20 protein-coding genes and 1 pseudogene are annotated in these 19,262 nt (G+C 68.9%); 6 read left to right on the forward strand and 15 right to left on the reverse strand.

Features of this window, described 5'->3' with window-relative positions:
• Both ABH940_RS19205 and ABH940_RS19210 read right to left on the reverse strand, forming a co-directional pair.
• A complete protein-coding gene (locus ABH940_RS19205) occupies positions 1 to 414 on the reverse strand; it encodes a roadblock/LC7 domain-containing protein (RefSeq protein ID WP_370070342.1) in 414 nt (137 codons plus the stop codon).
• Positions 411 to 2,999, reverse strand: a complete 2,589-nt coding sequence (locus ABH940_RS19210; RefSeq protein WP_370070344.1) for a nitrate- and nitrite sensing domain-containing protein — start codon at positions 2,997 to 2,999, stop codon at positions 411 to 413. Before ABH940_RS19210 ends, ABH940_RS19205 begins: the two co-directional genes overlap by 4 nt.
• Positions 3,000 to 3,387: 388 nt before the next feature.
• Between ABH940_RS19210 and ABH940_RS19215 the strand changes: the two genes are divergently transcribed.
• Positions 3,388 to 5,277, forward strand: coding sequence for a long-chain fatty acid--CoA ligase (locus tag ABH940_RS19215; RefSeq protein ID WP_370105819.1), 1,890 nt, complete (start codon positions 3,388 to 3,390; stop codon positions 5,275 to 5,277).
• On the opposite strand, the gene ABH940_RS19220 is transcribed toward ABH940_RS19215, so the two are convergent.
• Together ABH940_RS19220 and ABH940_RS19225 are read right to left on the reverse strand one after the other, a co-directional pair.
• Complete coding sequence (locus ABH940_RS19220) at positions 5,241 to 5,732, reverse strand: VOC family protein (protein WP_370105820.1); 492 nt, start codon at positions 5,730 to 5,732, stop codon at positions 5,241 to 5,243. The genes ABH940_RS19215 and ABH940_RS19220 overlap by 37 nt on opposite strands.
• 29 nt (positions 5,733 to 5,761) lie before the next feature.
• Complete coding sequence (locus tag ABH940_RS19225) at positions 5,762 to 6,589, reverse strand: SGNH/GDSL hydrolase family protein (protein ID WP_370070393.1); 828 nt, start codon at positions 6,587 to 6,589, stop codon at positions 5,762 to 5,764.
• 612 nt (positions 6,590 to 7,201) lie between these two features.
• Between ABH940_RS19225 and ABH940_RS19230 the strand changes: the two genes are divergently transcribed.
• Entirely contained in the window at positions 7,202 to 8,191 is a 990-nt protein-coding gene (locus ABH940_RS19230; RefSeq protein ID WP_370105821.1) for a CehA/McbA family metallohydrolase, read from the forward strand.
• Between the two features lie 134 nt (positions 8,192 to 8,325).
• On the opposite strand, the gene ABH940_RS19235 is transcribed toward ABH940_RS19230, so the two are convergent.
• Entirely contained in the window at positions 8,326 to 9,000 is a 675-nt protein-coding gene (locus ABH940_RS19235) for a Type 1 glutamine amidotransferase-like domain-containing protein (RefSeq protein WP_370105823.1), read from the reverse strand.
• A 137-nt stretch (positions 9,001 to 9,137) separates the two neighbouring features.
• On the opposite strand from ABH940_RS19235, the pseudogene ABH940_RS19240 reads away from it, so the two are divergent.
• Positions 9,138 to 9,500, forward strand: a pseudogene (locus ABH940_RS19240) (serine hydrolase domain-containing protein); the annotation flags it as partial.
• A gap of 88 nt (positions 9,501 to 9,588) precedes the next feature.
• On the forward strand, positions 9,589 to 10,449 hold the full coding sequence (locus ABH940_RS19245) for a serine hydrolase domain-containing protein (protein WP_370105824.1): 861 nt from the start codon (positions 9,589 to 9,591) through the stop codon (positions 10,447 to 10,449).
• A 201-nt stretch (positions 10,450 to 10,650) separates the two neighbouring features.
• On the opposite strand, the gene ABH940_RS19250 is transcribed toward ABH940_RS19245, so the two are convergent.
• Together ABH940_RS19250 and ABH940_RS19255 are read right to left on the reverse strand one after the other, a co-directional pair.
• The gene (locus ABH940_RS19250) at positions 10,651 to 11,085 is read right to left on the reverse strand and encodes a secondary thiamine-phosphate synthase enzyme YjbQ (protein WP_370105825.1); all 435 of its coding nucleotides are present in this window, start codon (positions 11,083 to 11,085) and stop codon (positions 10,651 to 10,653) included.
• A gap of 34 nt (positions 11,086 to 11,119) precedes the next feature.
• Positions 11,120 to 11,506, reverse strand: a complete 387-nt coding sequence (locus ABH940_RS19255; RefSeq protein ID WP_370070359.1) for a BlaI/MecI/CopY family transcriptional regulator — start codon at positions 11,504 to 11,506, stop codon at positions 11,120 to 11,122.
• A gap of 244 nt (positions 11,507 to 11,750) precedes the next feature.
• Here ABH940_RS19255 and ABH940_RS19260 point away from each other — a divergent pair, with 244 nt between their 5' ends.
• Positions 11,751 to 12,407, forward strand: coding sequence for a DedA family protein (locus ABH940_RS19260; RefSeq protein WP_370070361.1), 657 nt, complete (start codon positions 11,751 to 11,753; stop codon positions 12,405 to 12,407).
• A 7-nt stretch (positions 12,408 to 12,414) separates the two neighbouring features.
• Positions 12,415 to 13,173: a phosphatase PAP2 family protein gene (locus tag ABH940_RS19265; protein WP_370070363.1), complete on the forward strand. Its 759-nt coding sequence runs from the start codon at positions 12,415 to 12,417 to the stop codon at positions 13,171 to 13,173.
• Between the two features lie 10 nt (positions 13,174 to 13,183).
• Here ABH940_RS19265 and ABH940_RS19270 read toward each other — a convergent pair whose 3' ends face one another.
• From ABH940_RS19270 to ABH940_RS19305, 8 genes are all read right to left on the reverse strand, one after another.
• Positions 13,184 to 13,834 carry an MBL fold metallo-hydrolase gene (locus tag ABH940_RS19270; RefSeq protein WP_370070365.1) on the reverse strand — a complete coding sequence of 217 codons (651 nt, stop codon included), beginning with the start codon at positions 13,832 to 13,834 and terminating at the stop codon, positions 13,184 to 13,186.
• A gap of 113 nt (positions 13,835 to 13,947) precedes the next feature.
• Complete coding sequence (locus ABH940_RS19275) at positions 13,948 to 14,070, reverse strand: hypothetical protein (protein WP_370105826.1); 123 nt, start codon at positions 14,068 to 14,070, stop codon at positions 13,948 to 13,950.
• Between the two features lie 306 nt (positions 14,071 to 14,376).
• A complete protein-coding gene (locus ABH940_RS19280) occupies positions 14,377 to 14,604 on the reverse strand; it encodes a hypothetical protein (protein ID WP_370105827.1) in 228 nt (75 codons plus the stop codon).
• Positions 14,605 to 14,701: 97 nt separating this feature from the next.
• Complete coding sequence (locus ABH940_RS19285) at positions 14,702 to 15,532, reverse strand: helix-turn-helix domain-containing protein (protein WP_370105828.1); 831 nt, start codon at positions 15,530 to 15,532, stop codon at positions 14,702 to 14,704.
• A complete protein-coding gene (locus ABH940_RS19290; protein ID WP_370070373.1) occupies positions 15,529 to 16,041 on the reverse strand; it encodes a DUF6879 family protein in 513 nt (170 codons plus the stop codon). The genes ABH940_RS19285 and ABH940_RS19290 overlap by 4 nt, the downstream gene beginning before the upstream one ends.
• Positions 16,025 to 16,240 (reverse strand): hypothetical protein, encoded by a 216-nt coding sequence (locus tag ABH940_RS19295; protein ID WP_370070375.1) that lies wholly within the window; start codon positions 16,238 to 16,240, stop codon positions 16,025 to 16,027. Before ABH940_RS19295 ends, ABH940_RS19290 begins: the two co-directional genes overlap by 17 nt.
• A gap of 183 nt (positions 16,241 to 16,423) precedes the next feature.
• Positions 16,424 to 17,482, reverse strand: a complete 1,059-nt coding sequence (locus ABH940_RS19300; protein WP_370070395.1) for an ROK family glucokinase — start codon at positions 17,480 to 17,482, stop codon at positions 16,424 to 16,426.
• 120 nt (positions 17,483 to 17,602) lie between these two features.
• Positions 17,603 to 19,180 (reverse strand): PucR family transcriptional regulator, encoded by a 1,578-nt coding sequence (locus tag ABH940_RS19305; RefSeq protein WP_370105829.1) that lies wholly within the window; start codon positions 19,178 to 19,180, stop codon positions 17,603 to 17,605.
• Between the last annotated feature and the right edge of the window lie 82 nt (positions 19,181 to 19,262).

Consider the following 19,262-nt stretch of genomic DNA (forward strand, 5'->3'; position numbering starts at 1 on the left):
TCACCCCGCGGACGCGGACGCCCGCGGCTCGGTGCCCAGGTGCTCACCGACGCGACGGACGAGCAGCGCCATCTCGTAGGCGATCAGACCCACGTCGGAGTCCGCCTCGCTCAGCACGGCCAGGCAGCTGCCGTCGCCCGCCGAGGTGACGAAGAGGAAGGCCTGGTCCAGCTCGACCATGGTCTGCCGGACATCGCCCGCCTTGAAGTGACGGCTCGCGCCCTTGGCCAGGCTGTGGAAACCGGAGGCCACCGCGGCAAGGTGCTCGGTGTCCTCACGCTCCAGCTCCCCCGACGCCCCGGTCGCCAACCCGTCGCTGGAGAGCACCACCGCGTGCCGGATCGCCGGCACGCGACGGACCATGTCGTCCAAGAGCCAGGTGAGGTCGCCGGACGGCTTCGTCGTGCCGGTCATCGGGGGGTTCCTTCCGGTTTCGGTGCTGAGTCTGAGGCTGAGTCTGAGACTGGTTGCTGGGCGGGAGTTGACGGGGCTGCAGCGGGGTCGGCCTCGGCGCGGCCTCGGGCGAGGCCGCGCTGGAACGAGGCGAAGACGGCGCGGGCCTGTTCGGGTGTGCGCTCGACCTGGTCCACCGCGGGTGCCGCAGCCCCGGGGGCGGCATCCGCCTCGGGCGCGCTCCGCAGTTGCGGGGCCAGGTTGGCCTGACGCACGCGCCTGGGGAGTGCCGGTGCGACGGCGGTCTCGGTGTCGCTGCGCAGCAGGATCTCGTCCGCCAGCACGTCCTCGTCGACAACCTCGTGCCTGATCTCGTCCCGGACCTCACGAGGTGCCTCAGAGCGTGCTTCGCGGCGCGCCTCGTTCCGACGGCGGCGCGGCAGTCTCCCGGCCCCGGCCCCGGACCCGGGCTCGGGCTCGTGCGGACGCGGGCCGCCCAGCGCGGGCTGGTCCGACCCGGGCTGGTCCCCCTCCAGCACCGGACGGGTGCGGCCGGCCGGAGTCAACTCGCGTGCCACCCGCGTCAGCTGGGGCACCACCACCTGCTCGCCGGTGACCTCGGCGTCGCCGGGCCGCGGCGGCGCGGGCGTGAGCAGGGCGTGCGGGAGCAGGACGACGGCCGTGGTGCCGCCGTAGGGCGAGCGCCGCAGCGAGACCCGGACCTCGTGCCGCGCGGCGAGGCGGCTGACCACGAAGAGGCCGAGCCGGTCGGTGTCGCCGAGGTCGAAGTCGCCTCCCGTCGCCAACCGGTCGTTGGCCGCCGCCAGCGGCTCCTCGCCCATGCCGAGGCCGCGGTCGTCGATCTCCAGCACGAAGCCGTTGGCCACCTCCTCGCCCTGGATCCGCACCTGGGTGTGCGGCGGCGAGAAGACCGTGGCGTTCTCGACGAGTTCGGCCAGCAGGTGGACCAGGTCGGAGACCGCGCTGCCGACCACCGCGACCGGAGGCATCCGGTGCACCCGGACCCGGGCGTAGTCCTCGATCTCGCCGACGGCGGCGCGGACCACGTCCAGCACCCGCACCGGCCGCCGCCACGTCCGGCCCGGGGCCGCACCGGAGAGGATGATCAGGCCCTCGGCGTGGCGGCGCATACGGGTCGTCAAGTGATCGAGCTTGAACAGGTCGTCCAGTTCGCCCGGGTCCTCCGCCCGGCGCTCCATCTCGTCGAGCAGCGACAGCTGCCGGTGCAGCAGCGCCTGGCTGCGGCGGGCCAGGTTGACGAAGACAGCGGAGATGCCGCGCCGCAGCTCTGCCTGCTCGACGGCGGCCTCGATCGCGGCGCGCTGCACCGCGTTGAACGCCCGACCGACCTGCGCCAGTTCGTCGTGCGAGCCGTCGGCATGCCTGCCCCCGGAGGCCTTGCCCCCGCCGGGCGTGGCCAGTGGTGGCGCCTCGACGGCCACGTCGACCTTCTCGCCGTCATGGAGCCTGCGCATCACCGACGGCAGCCGGACCCCGGCCAGCTCGAAGGCGCCGTTGCGCAGTTCGACCAGCTCGCGGACCAGGCGGCGGCCGATCCGCAGCGAGATGACGATCGTCGCGATCACCGCGAGCAGGCCGAGCGCACCGGCGATGCCGTCCTGCCAGATCACCCGCATCGCGTAGGAGGTGGCCTGCTGCCCGGCCACCTGGGCGGCCTGCTGGTTGATGTCACTGAGCCGGCTCAGGCTGGCGTCGACGCTCTGCCGCCACTGCTGGTAGCCGAGCCGGTCCACCGCCTGTGCCGCGCCCTCCTGCGCGGCGTCGGCCTGCAGCGACTCCATCTCGAAGTAGTCGGAGCTGTTGAGGTAGGGGGTGTAGAGCGCGGCGATCGAGGAGGGCAACTCCCCGGCGTGGACCTGGAGCAGCAGTTGCTCGGTGGCCCCGGTCGACAGCATCTCCTGGTACTGCTCGACGTCGAGCTTGCCCTGGATGTGCGCGCCGACCTCGATCGCGTCCTCACGGGAGAGGTACTCACGGGCGCGGACGATCTCGATCAGGTTCTGCGCGGTCCGGGCCAGGTCGCCGCCGCTGACGTCGCTGAGCTGGAGCCGGAGCTGGAAGAACGGATCCTGCGCGACGGTGTACCAGTCGTAGACGCTGTACCACCCCTGGTAGTGGCCCTCGATCGCCTCCCGTTCCACCGTCAGGCCCTTGAGCTGCGAGTCGATCAGACCCAGTGTGGCCAGCTCGGCGGCGTTCAGGCTCGCGTGGTGGCCGGGGTCGTTCGCGTTCCGGGTGAAGGCGGCGGACGCGACGTCGGTCGCCGCCTCGGCCTGGTGCAGCGTGTTGAGGTCGGCGGTGTCGGTCTGGCCGGCCGGGGCGCCGGAGGCTTCGAGCGTGGCCGCGGAGTAGGCGACGGCGGCGCGGCGCTCGTCCTGAAGGGCCCGGGAGAGGGCGTCCGCCGGCGTCCCGAACCAGCGGTAGTCGCTGGCGACCCGCATCAGGCCCCAGACCTGGCTGACCGACTGCACCGACGTGTAGGCCCACAGGGCCGTCAGTGCGGTCAGCGGCACCAGGAGCAGCGCGGTGATCTTCGCGCGGATGGATCTGCGGCGGAAGCGCATGGATTCCTCTCAGGGCCCGGCCGAATCGCCGCGACTCTACTACTCGCAAGGACGTCAGTTCGACCGTCCCAGGACACAGAACGCCGCACTTCCGATGACATCTCTCACCACGTCTTCGGCACGACTGCGCTGACGCTCCCGATACACCGTCGATACGGCACGGCCAGCGAGCCGCAGTGTCACCCCATCCCCCGGGCATTTCCGGCAGATCGCCCAAAACACCTGCCATCCGGGGAAGTTGGTACACAGAAGGCGGACAGGTGCGGTGTAGCTCCTGTGAAAAGGCTGGATCATCCCCCGTGCCGCTCTGGCTAGGGCTGATTACCTCAGGTAACTTGCGGGTTCTCCACACGCAGTATGAAGAAGCAGTATGAAGAAGGGGTGCCGGATGCGTGAGTTCAGCGTTCCGGCCTTGGTCCGGGCACAACGGACGGAAGGCCTCGCGGACTCCGTCCACCGCACCGCCGAGGAGACTCCCCTCCTCCCGGTGCTGAGCAGGCGTACCAGCAACCCGGACGCGTCGGGCGGGGAGCCCGGCCAGTCGGAGGCCACCTGGCACGACGTCACCGCGGCGCAGTTCCGCGACGAGGTCCAGGCGCTCGCCAAGGGCCTGCTCCAGCAGGGCATCCGCTTCGGCGACCGGGTCGCGCTGATGTCGCGCACCCGCTTCGAGTGGACCCTGCTCGACTACGCGCTCTGGTCCATCGGCGCGCAGCCGATCCCGGTCTACCCGACCTCCTCGGCCGAGCAGGTCCGCTGGATCCTCGGCGACTCGCACGCGGTCGCGTGCATCGTCGAGCACGAGGACCACGCGATGACCGTCGGCTCGGTCTGCGACAGCCTCCCCACGCTGCGCCGGATCTGGCAGCTCGACGCCGGAGCCCTGCGGCAGATCGCCTTCGCCGGACGCTCCGTGCCGGACGAGGAGATCGAGCGCCACCGCGCGGCCGTCACCGCGGACACCGTCGCCACGATCATCTACACCTCCGGCACCACCGGCCGCCCCAAGGGCTGCGTGCTGACCCACGGCAACTTCATGGCCGAGTGCGACAACCTGGTGACCAAGTACGAGTCGGTCTTCGGCGCCAAGGGACGCGGCGACCAGGCCTCGACGCTGCTCTTCCTCCCGCTGGCCCACGTCTTCGGCCGGATGGTCCAGGTCGGCGCGATCCGTGCCGGGGTCCGGCTCGGCCACGAACCGAGCCTGCGGCCCGCCGACCTGTTGCCGTCGCTGGCGTCGTTCGCCCCGACCTTCCTGCTGGCCGTCCCGTACATCTTCGAGAAGCTGCTGCAGCGCGCCCGCCAGAAGGCCGAGGAGAGCGGACGCGGCGGCATCTTCGAGAAGGCCTACAACGCCGCCGTCCGTTACGCCGCCGCCCTGGAGCGGCAGGCCTTCGACGAGGGCCCCGGACCGACGGCCGCGCTGCGGATGCAGCACCAGTTCTACGAGTCGCTCGTCTACGGCAAGGTCCGCGCGGTCCTCGGCGGCAAGGTCCGGCACGCGATGTCCGGCGGCTCGGCGATGAACCGCGAGCACGCGCTCTTCTTCAAGGGCGCGGGCGTCACCGTCATCGAGGGCTACGGCCTCACCGAGACCACCGCCGCCAGCACCGCCAACCCGCCCGAGCGCCCGCGCTTCGGCAGCGTCGGCCAGGCGATCCCCGGTACCAGCGTCCTGATCGCCGAGGACGGCGAGGTGTGGGTCCACGGCGGCCAGGTCTTCCAGGGCTACCTGAACAACCCCGAGGCCACCGAGGACACCCTGCGCAACGGCTGGCTCGCCACCGGCGACCTCGGCCGCCTCGACAGCACGGGCTACCTCTGGATCACCGGCCGGAAGAAGGAGATCATCGTCACCAGCGGCGGCAAGAGCGTCGCCCCGGTGACCCTGGAGGACCGGATCCGCAACCACCCGCTGGTCAACCACTGCATGCTGGTGGGCGACAACCGGCCCTTCGTCGGCGCGCTGCTCACCCTGGACGCCGAGGCCCTTGACCACTGGCAACGCCGCAACGGCCGCCCCCAGCTGAGCCCCGCTCAGGCCGCCCACGACCCGGACATCCACGCCGAGCTGCAACGCGCGGTCGTGACGGCCAACACCGCCGTCTCCCGGTCCGAGTCGGTCCGCGCCTTCCGGATCCTGGCGATGGACTTCACCGAGCAGTCGGGCCTGCTGACCCCCTCGCTCAAGCTCCGCCGCCGCGCCATCATCCGCCACTGCGCGGTGGACATCGAGGCGCTCTACTCGTCCTCGGCGCAGGCGGCGCTGTCGACCTGAGGGCCGTCCTCCTGAGCTGTGACGTCGCCCTGAGCCGTGCTGTCGTCCTGAGCCGTGCTGTCGTCGTGAGGACTCTCGTCGTAGACGATCTCCAGCTCGAATCCCTGACCGTCGATCAGGTGGAGTGCCTGACCGGTGTCCACCCGCAGCTGCCAACCGGCGTCCTGCGCCGTGGCGAGCACGGGGTCAGGACGGCCGGGCGCGCAGCGCAGCGCGAGGTGGTTGATTCCGGCCCGGAGGCGGTCGTGCCCTCCGGGCCGGAGCGCCGGTGACTGCTCGATGACCACATAACTGCCGTCCCGCTGCCAACTGCGGCCGTTCTCCCAGTGCTGGAACGGCTCGCAGCCGAGCACCCCGAGCACCGGCCCCCACTGGCGTTCGGCGAGGGCCAGGTCGTCCATCCACAGCTCGACATGGTGGACCAGCGGCCCGTGCGACGGAGTCTGTTCAGTCATGCGGCAAGACTAGGCACCGGCTCCGACAGTCACGCCTCCTGGCTGAACACCGGCAGGAAGCCGTCCGCCTGACCCGCCGAGGTGGGGTGGTAGGACTCGTCTATCGGCAGCGTCGTGCTGTGCAGCCAGGAGTCGTTGGAGCAGATCTCGTGGCCCTCGAAGATGCTGCGCACGTCCGCGAACGTGAAGCCGTACTTGGCGGCCTCCTTGGCGGTGAGCGAGTCCAGGTCGTCGGCCGCGCCGTTGATGGCGGTCCGGCTGGTGTCGCTGATGCCGAAGAGACAGGAGCCGGGCACCTCGTAGAGGTGGGGGTAGTCCAGCACCACCACATGGGCGTTGGGCGCCTTCGACTTGATCGCCGAGTAGACGGCGTCGAGCTTGGGCGCGAGCTGCGTGTTGACGAAGTTCTCGTCCGACGAGACCGCCGAGAGGCAGGAGCTGGTGCCGTCCAGGACGCAGGTCTCCATGGTCGACGCGAAGCCCGCATCGTTGCCGCCGATGGTGATGCTGACCTCGGCGGTGCTGCTGCTGAGCGTCGAGAGCTGACTGCTCAGCACATCGCTGGTGGTGGCACCGCTGCACGCCTCGAAGTCGAAGCTCGACGGCGAGTGGGCCTGGGCCCACAGGTACGGGTAGGCCAGCGTGCTCCGCTCGCAGGAACCGCTGGAGGAGATGTAACTGCCGCTGCCGACGCCGGAGGAGTACGAGTCGCCCAGGGCGACGTACCCGCCGGTGGCCGCGTTGGCCCCGGGCGCCAGGGCGAGGCTGCCGGCAAGCAGCGCCGCGGACGCCGCGGCTGCCGCGCCGAGGCGACGGCCTGCGAGTCTGGAGGATGCCGGTCTGGGGAATGCGGGCATGCGCATGAAACCCTCCACTGCAACGTGGTGGTACACGACTGTGAGGTGGGACACAGTGCGACGCGCGTCACGCTCATGTGTACCAGCGGGTAACTGGTCGGGGAAGTGTGCATGCCAGCAAATACCCTGAAAGACTGAAGATTTGTCGTCCGTTCAGGTAATGCTGCGTCAGCTGAGTTCTCCTGCGCGCCTACATCTCAGCTGAGGAAGGAGAGGCGCGCGGTACGGACCGGGTTGTCGACGTTGGTGTCACGCCAACCTCCACAAAGACGACCGTCAGCCCACCCGGCGATCGGAGCCGGCCGGGCCGGGCTCCGACCACGACCCCGAGCGCCACCACGCTGCGGATCCAGCGCCGCCCACTGAGCGTCAGTCAGATCTCCCCGAGTCAGGAGGCGAGATCACCACACGGCCTTGATCCACTTCTGATGCGGCAGCTTCCCAGTCACCCGGCGCGAAGTCACACCCCAGAGTTCTGCTCTACCGCCCGGACAGTGCACACCGGAACCCGTGGGCCTACTTCTGAATCAGGCCCTGGACGGTGGTCAGTGGTGTCACGGAACCGCTTGCACTGCCCGCGCGTTGGCTCGTCAGGACTCTGGAAGGAGAACCGTGTCGAGCTTGAGCTTCCCGTCGGCGCGGGCGGTCGGACGTGGGGCGGCCTGGTACCGCGGAGACTGTCATGTCCACTCTGTCCACTCGGACGGGGAACTGACCCCTGAAGAGTTGGCCGTTCGAGCGCGCGCCGCCGGTCTCGACTTCATGGCGACAACGGAGCACAACTCAGCCGCGACCCCCGGTACATGGGGGCAGCTGGCCGCCGATGACTTCTTGATCGTCCTCGGTGAGGAAGTGACCACGAAGACCGGGCACTGGCTCGCGCTCGGCATCAATTCAGGCGAGGTCGTCGACTGGAACCACCAGGTCAGGGATGGACTGGTCGACAAGTGCCTGGACCAGGTCCATCGAGCAGGGGGCCTGTGCGTGGCCGCGCACCCGCATGCGCCCTACCCGTCGGGGGACTTCATGTTCCCCTTCCAGGGCTTCGACGTGGTGGAGGTGTGGAACGGACTGTGGACTTCGGATCGGCCCTGGAACGCTGACAACGAGGCGGCCCTGGCGGAGTGGGGGCGGAGCCTCGCGGCGGACATCCGCACGGGCTCGTGGCGGCCGGCGATGGGCAACAGCGATACCCACCTGGAAGGCCAGATCGGGATCCCTCACACCGTGGTCTTCGCCGAAGAGCTGAGCACCGAGGCGGTCCTGGCGGGAATCAGGGCCGGCCGCAGCTGGATCGCCGAGTCGGCAGACGTGGACGTGTCGTTCACCGCCAATGCCGATGGTCGCGTTGTCGGGGTGGGAGAACGACTCGCGACTCGTGGCGGGCAGGTGGAAGTCCAGGCAGCACTGCGAGGTGTGCCGGCGGGGACCGTCAGCTTCCACACCGATCGAGGAAAGGTCCACCGGGCGTCTCTCCCTTCTGACGGGACGGGCGTGGTGCAGTGGGACACGACGGCGGAACACTCGGGGTTCGTTCGCATCGAGGTCCGCCATCCCAGCGGGCACGTCGCCGCGCTCACCAATCCGATCATCCTCAACTGACCGCTCGCTTCATCGTGAAGAAGCGCCCTGGGCGATGGCTCGCCCGCACATTCGTACAGCGCGGGCAGCCCCGCTCCTCGACGTCTTGGTGCCGGCGAGGATCGCTTCGATCGCGGACTCCCGGTCGTCGGCGTTCAAGATGCTGGATTGAGCAGCTTCCAGTGGCCCTCGGAGACGACCTCGACGCTGCCGTCGGTCACCTTGATTGCGGTCTGAGCGTCGATGGCGTACGCCGGACCCGCTATCTTGGCGGCCCAGCGTTCCGCCTCGGCCAGGCTCCTCTCCGGACAATCCGGGAGGTCGAGGTGCGGGAAGATGGAGAAATCGACAACTCCCAGCATGCTGTCGTCGCCGCTGGGCGGCTGCCAGTCGACGAACTCATCCCCGATCCGGGGAGTCAGCACCATACTCCCGGCGCTGATCCCTACGTAGACCGTGTCGCGCAGCGACGGGAAGAGGTCGGCCAGTCCGGACTCCCGCATCCAGTGGCACAGGTAGAGCGCATCGCCACCGTTCACCAACAGGACGTCTGCCTCTCGGACCCAGGAGATCCAGCGTTCCTTGTCGATGCCGGGCAGTGCGGTGAGCTCCAGCACGCCCACCGACTTCCACCCCAACTCGGTCATGGGACCGTCGGACTCTCCGCTGATGAAGCGCCAGGGTCCCTCCGGATCCCCGTAGGGGCCCCCATACCCCGCGGTGGGGATGCAGAGGGCGTTGGCCTCGGCGATCGGTTTACCCAGGAGATCGACCAGCGCCGCCAGAATGCTCGCGTTACTGACACCGGAGTCGGTAAGGAGAAGCTTCATCAGGTCACCCTAGTAGTAGGGCGGTTCGGTCGATGCTCCGTTCTCGTACTAACTGCTGCCACTGGACGAGCAGCTTTGCGTAGTCCATCTCGGCTCCGGCACCTTGGCTGACCGGCGGCTATAGCTAGGCTGTTGGGATGGGATGGCATCTGAGCGAGCTCATCGCGAAGTACGGCGTACCGGGCGCACAGATCGCCGTGCTGGCTGACGGGGAGATCCACGACGAGGCAGCGGGCGTGCTGAGTCTGCACACCCGAGTTGAGACCACGACCGACTCGGTGTTCAAGATCGGCTCAATCACCAAGATCTGGACAGCCACGCTGGTCCAGCAACTGGTGAATGACGGTGTGCTGGACCTCGACCGTCCCGTTCGCGACTACATGCCCGGCTTTCGGCTCAGCGATCCGGCGGCCACCGAGGTCCTGACCGCTCGTCATCTGCTCACCCACACCGGCGGCATCGACGGCAACCACTTCACCGACACCGGTCGCAACGACGACGCGATCGAGAAGTTCGTCGCCACGCTCGCCGACGCGGACCACCTGCTCCCGCCGGGCACCCCTCTTCTCGTACTCCAACAGCGGGTACGTGGTGCTCGGCAGGCTCGTGGAGTTGCTACGGAGCAAGCCCTTCCACGACGTGCTCCGCGAACGCCTCGCGACCCCACTGGGCTTGACGACCGTCGCCACCACCACGTACGAGGCGATCCTGCATCGCGCCGCGATCGGGCACGTCGAGACCGACGGAGAGCTCGCGCCCACGAAGAGCTGGGCGGTCCGCTATTTCTCCACGCCCAGTGGCTCTCATCTCGCGATGAGCGCACGCGATCTGCTGAAGTTCGTCCACCTGCACCTCACCGACCCTGCGCTCGCGGAACTGCGCAACCCCCAGCTCGAATCCGTCCCGGACTTCGGAGGCGGCGTCCGGGGCTGGGGGCTTGGCTGGATGCTGTACGGGGACGGCACCGTCGGTCATACCGGCGTTTCCAAGGGACAGAAGGCATTTCTGCGCGTCGTCCCCTCGGCCGGTGTGGCGGTGGCTGTGCTGACCAACAGTTCGGGTACAGAGGCGCTGGCCCACGAGATATTCAGCACCGTCCTCGGAGATCTCACCGGCGCCGAGACGGCGCCACTGCCAGTGCCGCCTGCGCATCCGCCCCTCCTCGACGTGGACCGCATGTGCGGCACCTACCGCAGCACCCTGTACGACATCACGCTCACCGTCGAGGACGACCGCGCGTTCCTCATCCGCCACCCCCGCAACGAACTCGCGAAGTCCTTCCTCGGCAAGCACGAGGATCGCGTCGAGGTAGTCCGCCTCAACGACAGTGCAATCATCACCGCCGAACCCACATGCGACGGCCATCAAGTCCTGTCCCTGATCGGCTCCGACGAGCACGGTCGTGCTCGCTTCCTTCACAACGGCGCCGCCGCCCACAGGGTTTGCTGATTGCCATCGTCGACGGCATGCGCAACTACGACAGTGAGCACCTCCCTGCCCACTGTCAGTGCGGAACTGCCTTGTGCCGCGGCCGGATCACCGGTTGGAAGGACCTGCCCTCCGATCGCAGGGACGCGTACCGGGGCTTCGTCGCGCCCTACCCCCTCGGCCCTGTTCGCGAATAGCTACGGCAGTGCCCTAGCCGGACGATCAGCCCCCGAGGAACGAGAGGCGCACGGTACGGACCGGGTTATCAACGTTGGTGTCGACCAGTACCACCGACTGCCACGTCCCGAGCGCCAGGCGTCCGTCGATCACCGGCAGCGTCGCGTGCGGGGCCACCAGCGCCGGCAGCACGTGGTCCCGACCGTGCCCCGGCGAGCCGTGCCGGTGCCGCCAGCGGTCGTCGGCGGGCAGCAGTTCGCGCAGCTGGGCCAGCAGGTCGGAGTCGCTCCCCGCGCCCGTCTCGATGACCGCGATCCCGGCGGTCGCGTGCGGCACGAAGACGTTGAGAAGCCCGTCCCGTCCCGGCGCGACCTCGGCCAGGAAGCTCTCACACCGGCTCGTCAGATCGACGGCCGCCTCCTGGTGGCCGGTGGTGAGCTCGAAGGTCCGGGTGAGGAAGTTCTGCGTGCTGGAGGTCATCCGCCCATCATGGCTCGCTGACGGTCCGTGACCCTCACGTGCCGAGCAGGCGGCGCAGATGCTCCTCATCCTCGTCACTGAGCCCTGACACGAAGCGGGCCAGCACGGCCTCGCGGTCCTGTTCCTTGTCGAGCTCCGACCGCATCCGGCGCGCCACCAGCCCAGGCGCGTCGGTGACCTCTCGCGCCGGCGCGTAGGCGAAGGCACGCCCGCTGCGGGTGCGCTCCACCACGCCCTTCTCGTGCAGCCGGGACAGGATCGTGTTCACCGTGGTGCGCGCCAGCCCCCCGCCGAGAGCGCGCTGGATCTCCCCCGGGGTCAACGGTCCCGTCGCGGACCACAGCACGGAGAGCACGCCGGACTCCAGCTCACCGGGATTCCGCCGGTGTCCCGCATCCGCCAAACCTCCCGCATCCGCCATGCCCCTCGGCCTCCCCACTCTCGTGTCGATCCATGCGTGTCGTTCCATGCGTGTCGTTCCGTGCATCCGCGCCCGGCGCACCTTCTCACGCACCTCTTGCTCTCTCGCGCCCCGGGCACCGCTCACGTCTTCGGAATCCTCACGTCCATCCACTACAGTGACCCGGAACGACTACATGGATGTAGACGTTTGACTCGTCAGACCTTACCGAATCCCCGCCCACCTCTGCAGGAGGATCATTCCGATGGCCCCGGACCCCTCGGCCGTGCACAACCTCGCGGTGAACCTCCTCGATGCCAACTCGGTGCTCGCCGCTTTCGGCGCACTGGGCATCGCGGTGATCCTCTTCGCCGAGACCGGCCTGCTGGTCGGCTTCTTCCTGCCGGGCGACTCGCTGCTGTTCACCGCCGGTCTGCTCTGCACCACCACCAAGAACGGCGTGCACCTGAACCTGCCGTCCGTGCTGGTCTGCGCCGTCGCCGGCGCACTGATCGGCGCCCAGGTCGGCTACCTGATCGGCCGCAAGGGCGGCCAGGCGCTGCTGGCCCGCAGCAAGAACAAGCACCTGCAGCGGGGCGCGGAGCGGGCCGAGGAGATCCTGGCCAAGTACGGGTACGCCAAGGCGATCGTGCTGGCCCGCTTCATCCCGGTGGTGCGCACCGTGCTCAACCCGATGGCCGGCGCCCTGAACGTCCCGGTCAAGGTCTTCACCCTCTGGCAGATCGTCGGTGGCGTGGTCTGGAGCATCGGCGTCACGCTGGCCGGATACGCGCTCGGGTCGAGCATCCCGAACATCGACAACTACCTGCTGCCGATCATCGGCGTGATCGTGGTCCTCTCCCTGATCCCGATCGCCCTGGAACTGCTGCGCGCTCGCAAGAGCAGCACCGCTGCGGAGTGATCGCCTCGTGAGCGCCCTCCAGCCCACCGCCGTCGCGCACGGCGCCGTCCAGAGCGGTGCCATCCACATCGGTGCCGTCCACGTCGACGCGGCGCAGGCCGGTGCCGCGCAGGCCGCAGGCCTGCACAGCATCGCGCCGCAGAGCATCAACCTGCACAACCTCGCGCTGTCCGGCCCGTCCATCGACGGCGGCCTCTACAGCTGGTTCACCCAGCAGGCGCAGAGCGCACCGCACTGGTTCGACGACCTGATCTCCTTCTACGCCACCCTCGGCCTCGGCTTCTTCGCCCTGCTGATGGTCTGGGGCTGGTGGCAGGCCCGGCAGGCGCGCGACCCCCGCGCCATGACGACGGCGCTGGCCGTGCCGGTCGCGGTGGTCGTCGCCTTCGTGGTGAACGACGTCATCAAGAGCCTCGTCACCGAGGTCCGACCGTGCCAGGCGATTCCCGGCACAGTGACGCTGCAGCCCTGCCCGGGCGTCGGCGACTGGTCCTTCCCGAGCAACCACGCCACCATCGCCGCCGCCTCGGCCGCCGCGCTGTGGCTGGTCAACCGCTACCTGGGCATCATCGCCGCCGCGCTGGCCCTGGTGATGGCCTTCGCCCGGGTCTGGGTCGGCGCCCACTACCCGCACGACGTCGTCGTCGGCCTCTTGGTCGGCACCGCCGTCGCCCTCCCGACGATGCTGCTGGCGCGCAGGTACGCGCCTCCGCTCGTCGCCCGGATGCAGAGCGGCGTGCTGCGACCGCTCCTCACCGCGAGCTGAGCTCGCGAGCTCAGCTCGGCCCAGCTGAGAGGTCGAACGAGGTTCCCGGTTCCACCCGGGTGAAGAGCGTCTGCTCGGTGACATTTCCACCGACCAGGCGCTCTTCCACCTCCAGCCCGAAGACCGAGAGCAACGCGTCGTGGACGGCAAGGCTGCGCTTCGCGCCGACCGCGCGGGTGTAGTCGATCACCTCGCCGGTCTTCGACCAGGGCGCGTGCAGTGGCAGCAGCAGCGTGTCGACGGCCGCCTCGGGGACGGTCAGCGAGTCCCCGGGGTGGAAGACCCCCTCGACCAGGTATCCGTTGTTCCGGATCACCGGCAGATCCGGGTGGATGACGGCGTGCCACTCGCCGTGCACCTGCACCTCGAACCCGGCGGCGGTGAACGCGTCGCCATGTCCCACGACGTGCACCCGCCCCGCGCCGAGCCCCGCCAACTGAGCCGCGACGGCCTTGTTGGTCCAGATCTGCAGCGCCGGGTTGGCCTCCACCGCCGCCCGCAGCGTCGCCTCCACGAAGTGGTCCGCGTGCTCGTGCGTGACGAGCACGGCGTCCGCGCCGTCGATCGCCGTGGGTTCGCTGTACGCGCCGGGATCGAGCACGAGCGTCTGTCCGTCCCGCTCCAGACGGACGCAGGCATGGCCGAGTTTGGTGAGTCGCATACCTGCCATCCTGCCTCGCAAAGATCCAAAGTGTGACCGACTTTCTCGACCCGCCCGCTCGGCCCCTCAGGGGGACAAAGGCTCAGACGGGGGCCGTCTCGGGATGGTCCGTCTCAGTCGACGAACAGGGGAACCCACGCCGCCTCACCCGCAGCCGGGGCGCGGGCTTCGGCTTCGGCTTCGGCTTCGGCTTCGGCAAGGGCTTGATCCGCCTTGTCGTCGGAGATGCCGACCATCCGCGTGCTGTCCGTGATCCGGGCGCAAGGGTGCCCCACGGCATCCGGCAGGGCGGTCCATGGTGTTGTGCGGGGTCGCGGCCCCGCGTCGTCTTTGATCCGTCCCGGAACGCGGGACTCAGTAGCGAACCGCCTCAGCGGGCGAAGCGAGGAAAACCGGATGTCCCCGGCCCCGGTGGTCTTCCTCGATGTGCCCAGCGAGCATTTCCCCGTGGTGGACAGCGGTCCGGGGCATGTCGAGCTCTGCCGCTTGGCGCTGCTCGCGTTCGAACGAGGCGCACCAAAAGCAGCCCTCAACTGGGGTGCTCACGCGGTCGCCTCCGGCTGGATCCTCTCCAGCACGGTTGCCAGCGCCTCCGCCACCTCGGCCGTACAACCGCCCAACTCCACGAACGGCGTATCCCTCACTGGGTGCGACCCGTGGAGCGACGGAATCACGATGCAGTGCGCAGTGAGGGCTTTCCTGAGTCGTTCTGCTGCCACGATGGCAATCCGATACGGGTCGGTGCTGACATGTCGCTGAGTCGTCGTCACAGTGCCGCTCCCTGTGGCCGTTTGCGGGATCTCTTGCAATTGATGATCGGCCAGCCGGCGAAGCGGTTCCAGTATCATTCTCGTTGTGGACTAAAGATCACCGGAAGAGCTGCGCCCATTCCTCAAGGCGAATACGCGCGTCGCCTCCCCAGAGGGCATGTTCTTCATATGATGAGAACTCCTCGAGGTAGCTGTCAACGTCCCTGGAGTCCTTGAACACCATGACCCCCGTTGATGTTTCCACCGTGGCCATGCTGCGGTCATAAATGGTGAAGACATTCAGGGGTGTCAACGGAATATAGCCAGCAAGCGGGAGCACCCCGAGGCGCACGCCGGGAAGGCGACTCACAGATACGAGCCGGTCGATTTGCATGCTCATCGCCGGCGCCGATAGAAGCGGCCATCTCACCGCCTGCTCCGTGAGGATAAACGTGAATTGCTTGACGGGATCATAGAGGACGGATTGCCTGTCGAGCTTCCGAGCAATGGCCTTTGTGTGATCTCCCGGAACACTGGCCAAGGTAGCGCGAATATATTCAGGGGTCGACAGCAGCGAGGTGACCATGGTCGGCAGAAAGAATCGGAACTCGGCCGACGACTGCTCAAGGTCAGCAAGCTCGATCTGCTTCTTCTCCAGTCCCTTGCGGCGCATTGAGCGAAAGTCCTGCCACTCGGTATTCGCAATCCGAGCGAGGGCTGTGACCTCGGCGATCAGTGAAGGCGGGGCATCGAGTGCTCGAAGGATACGCTCAACGTCAACCAGCGTGGGAACAGTCTTCCCGGTCTCCATCTTTGAGATCTTCGACTGCGACATATTGCAACGCTGAGCGAGCCGGACCCCAGAGAGTCCGGCTCGCTGCCGCAGCGTTCTCAGTGTTTCTGCCAGGTCGGCTTTGCTTTGACCCAGCTGTTCCGGGTCGAGCGTCACGCGGTCACGTACTCCCCAAAGGGGATGGACTCAGCAACAGCAATCCGCTGAGCCTCAAGAAATGGCTCAATATCTCCCGCATGGAGCACGCGGTTTATCTGGGTGCCGTCCGGTTCGTAGTTCATGAGCACGACCGTAGAGTGATCAAACATCCAGAAATCTTGGATACCCCGAACGGGATTCTCCCGCTCAGTCACATCGAGAATTCTGATATCCTCGCCCGCGCGGGCGCTATGACGGTAATACCTGGAGAATTCAAAGCGCAAGTAGTCACTCAGCGGACGGCACAGAACATGGACTCGTCCCATCGATCGCCCCTCGGCCCGATGCCGCCGAATCTGGGCAGTCCAGCCATCCTCTTGAATCTCCGGAAAGATCTCACCCGCGCGGAACCTGGCCAGTTCATCAGCTTCCTGTGGCACAAGATACTGAGGAAGCGTCTCCAAACGCCATGCCTCGCGCTTGAAGTCACGGAATTTCGCCGCCCACTCTTCACCAGCCAAGAGCACGAAAAGCCTCCCGCAAAATCGCCTCGGGAATCTCAACAAGTCCCTCTCCGTCCGGTGGCTGGAACCCGGTGAAGTTGTCGCCCTGGACCACGAGCGTGCCGCGATCCGTCTTATAGACGTTCGGGCAGTCCCCCTGCCCGCACTCCCCGGAGCCTTCCCCGCTTCCGGTGAGCCGCGTAAGCCCGACCTTCTCCGTCACGATGAGCCCCTTCCCGCCGGGCACCCAACGTGCCCCGAGCACGAAGGTAGGCGGCCTCACACGGGAGCGTCTATGCCGCAACGGGCGTATTCGCGTCTTGGAATAGTCGATCAAGGAGCCAGTCTTCGGTCTGGCCCTCCTTCGGGTCGGACCCCCGGTCACAACCGTCACTCACAGGTGAATTCACTGATCGGACGACGAATTCCCCGCCGTCCACCACTGCCCGCGCCGCCGGGCCGCCGTGCGCTCGACGCGGCTGCGCTTGACCGTGCGGAAGCGGCGTGCGCGCCCGCGGGCCAGGTCGGCGGCGCCGATCATGCCCGCCGTGTTGCCCAGTCGTGCGCCGACCACGTCGCACTCGGGGCGGAACCCACGGCCCGTCAGATTGCGCCGGTAGGCCTCCCGGGCCGGGCCGAGCAGCAGTTCGCCCGCTGCCGAGACGCCGCCGCCGATGACGAACCGGCCGGGGTCCAGTGCGGCGGCCAGATTGGCCAGGCCGAGGCCCAGCCAGTTGCCGATCTCCTGCAACAGTTCGACGGCGCACGGGTCGCCGTCCCTCGCGGCCTCCGTGACCAGCGGGCCGGTGATCGCGCCCACGTCGCCGTCGACGCGGTCGAGCAGCGGTTGGGCGACCGGGGACTCGGCGGCGGCCAGTTCGCGCGCCTCGCGGACCAGGGCGTTGCCGGATGAGTACTGCTCCCAGCAGCCCCGGTTGCCGCAGGGACAGCGGTGGCCGCCGGGGACCACGGTCATGTGGCCGAACTCGCCGGCCATCCCGTAGCGGCCCCGGTCCAGGCGTCCGGAACGGACGATCGCGCCGCCGATGCCGGTGCCGAGGTTGACCATGACCAGGCGCTCCTCGTCGGCGCCCGCGCCGAAGCGCCACTCCGCCCACGCGGCGGCGTTGGCGTCGTTCTCGACAACCACCGGGAGCTTGAGCCGGTCGCTCAGCGCGGCCTGAATGGGCTCGTTGCGCCAGCTCAGGTGCGGGGCGAAGAGGACCCGGGCCCGCTGCGCGTCGACGAAGCCCGCCGCGCCGATGCCGACCGCGTGGACGTCGTGACGGTCGGCCAGGGCCAGCACGAGCTCCGTGATGACGTCCTCGACGACCTTCGGACTCTTGCTGCGGTGCGGCGTCTCCGTGCGGATCTGCTCGACGACGGTGCCCTCGCCGTCGACCACACCGGCAGCGATCTTCGTCCCACCGATGTCGATGCCGACGGCCGGGAGCCGAAGCGCCATCCTGCGGACGTACTCGCCGTACTCGCCGTACACGCTGCTCAACTGGCATCCGTTCGTGTCGTACCGACCATGCCCGACCATGGTCCCAGACCGGCCCGGAGGCAGCGCGCCGACGGACCGTCAGCTCAACTCGAGTGCAAGGAAGAAGTCGACCCGGTCCTCCAGCTTGGACAGGTCACGGCCGGTCAGTTCCTCGATCCGGCCGATGCGGTAGCGCAGGGTGTTGACGTGGACGTGGAGCGCGGCGGCGCAGCGCGTCCAGGAGCCGTCGTAGCGGAGGAAGGCCTCCAGGGTGCGAACCAGGTCCGCCTGGTGTTCGAGGTCGTAGCCGACGACCCGGTCCAGCAGCCGGGAGCGGAAGGCGCGCCGCACCTCGTCCGGGACGGCGGCGAGCAGCAGCACGTGGGAGGCGAGCTCCTCGGGACCGGCGACGCAGATCCGACCGACGCGGGCGGCGGCGATGCGGCGGGCGTGGCGGGCCTCCTCCAGCGCGCCGCGCAGGCCGCCGACGCCGCTGGCCGGGGCGCTGACGCCGATGGTGAGGCGGCCCTCGGGTCCGAGACCGGCGTCGAGCGGGCCGAAGAGGTCGCCGAGCACCTCGGCTGCGGTGCGCTTGCCTGCGGGCTGGGGCAGCAGCACGATCGCGCCGAGTCCACCGCCGCCCACCAGGGCGCGGTCGTCCAGACCGGTGACCGCCTCGACGACGGCCTCGCGGGCGTCGCCCTCGCCCAGGCCCTGGCCCTCGACGGAGACGACCACCCAGCCGGTGGGCAGCGGCTGCTGACCGACGCTCGCGTCGGACAGCGTCATGGCGTGCGCGGCCTCGAGGGCGCGCAGCAGTTCGTCGGGGGCGGCGTCGCGCTGGAGCAGCACGATCATCTCGTCGGCGAGGCGGGCGCGGAGGGTCCGGCTCTCGTCCCGGCGGACGCGTTCGGCGGAGACCAGGCGGGCCAGGTTCTCGGCGAGCTGCTGGCGCTTGACGGTCCACTCGGTGACGTCGCCCTCGATGGCCAGGATCCACTGCGCCAGCGCCGCACCGCCCGCGACCGGCAGCAGCGAGAACTCGCGCGCGCCGATGCGGGCGCGGGTGGAGGGGGCGTGACGTCGGCGCTGGGCCTCCAGGTGGGCGCGGGCCAACTGGTCGCGCTCGGCGGGGTCGAGGCCCCCGGCCGGGCCGGCGACCACGCGGCCGGTGGGGGTGAGCACCCAGCAGTCAAGGTCGACGTCGCCGCCGAGGAGGTCGAGCACGGCGTCGAGACCCGCGCCTCCGGCGGCGGAGACCAGCATCCGGTGGCGGTCGACGAGCGCGGACAGGTCGGCGGCGCGGTCCGCCGAGACCTGTCTGACCACATACTCGGTGACCGCGCCGAAGGCGATGTCCTCACCGACGGCGAAGAGCGGCATCCGGTGGCGCGCACAGGCGTCGATCAGGTCCTGCGGGACGGGGCCGACCTCGGCCTCGCCCGCCGCGAGACCGGCCGCTCCCCCGGCCGCGAGGAAGCGGACGAAGCGCTCGGAGTCCTCGGGCTCGTAGCGCCAGAGCATGCCGGTGAGTACGAGCTCGCCGCCGTGGAGGTACCGGCTCGGGTCGCGCAGGTCTGTCGTCATCACCCCGGTGACCACCCGATCCAGCTCGCCTTCCCCGGCGAGCAGGCGCATGGGCGGTGCCGTGGGAGCGAGCAGCGCGCCGATCCGCACGTCGGGTACCTCCGGATTGTCGGGTCAGAGGCTGTCGGGGAACCTGGGCCGGATCAGCTGGTGCCAGGTGGGCCCAGCCCGG

Source organism: Streptacidiphilus sp. BW17, from assembly GCF_041262485.1.
Taxonomy (GTDB): domain Bacteria; phylum Actinomycetota; class Actinomycetes; order Streptomycetales; family Streptomycetaceae; genus Streptacidiphilus.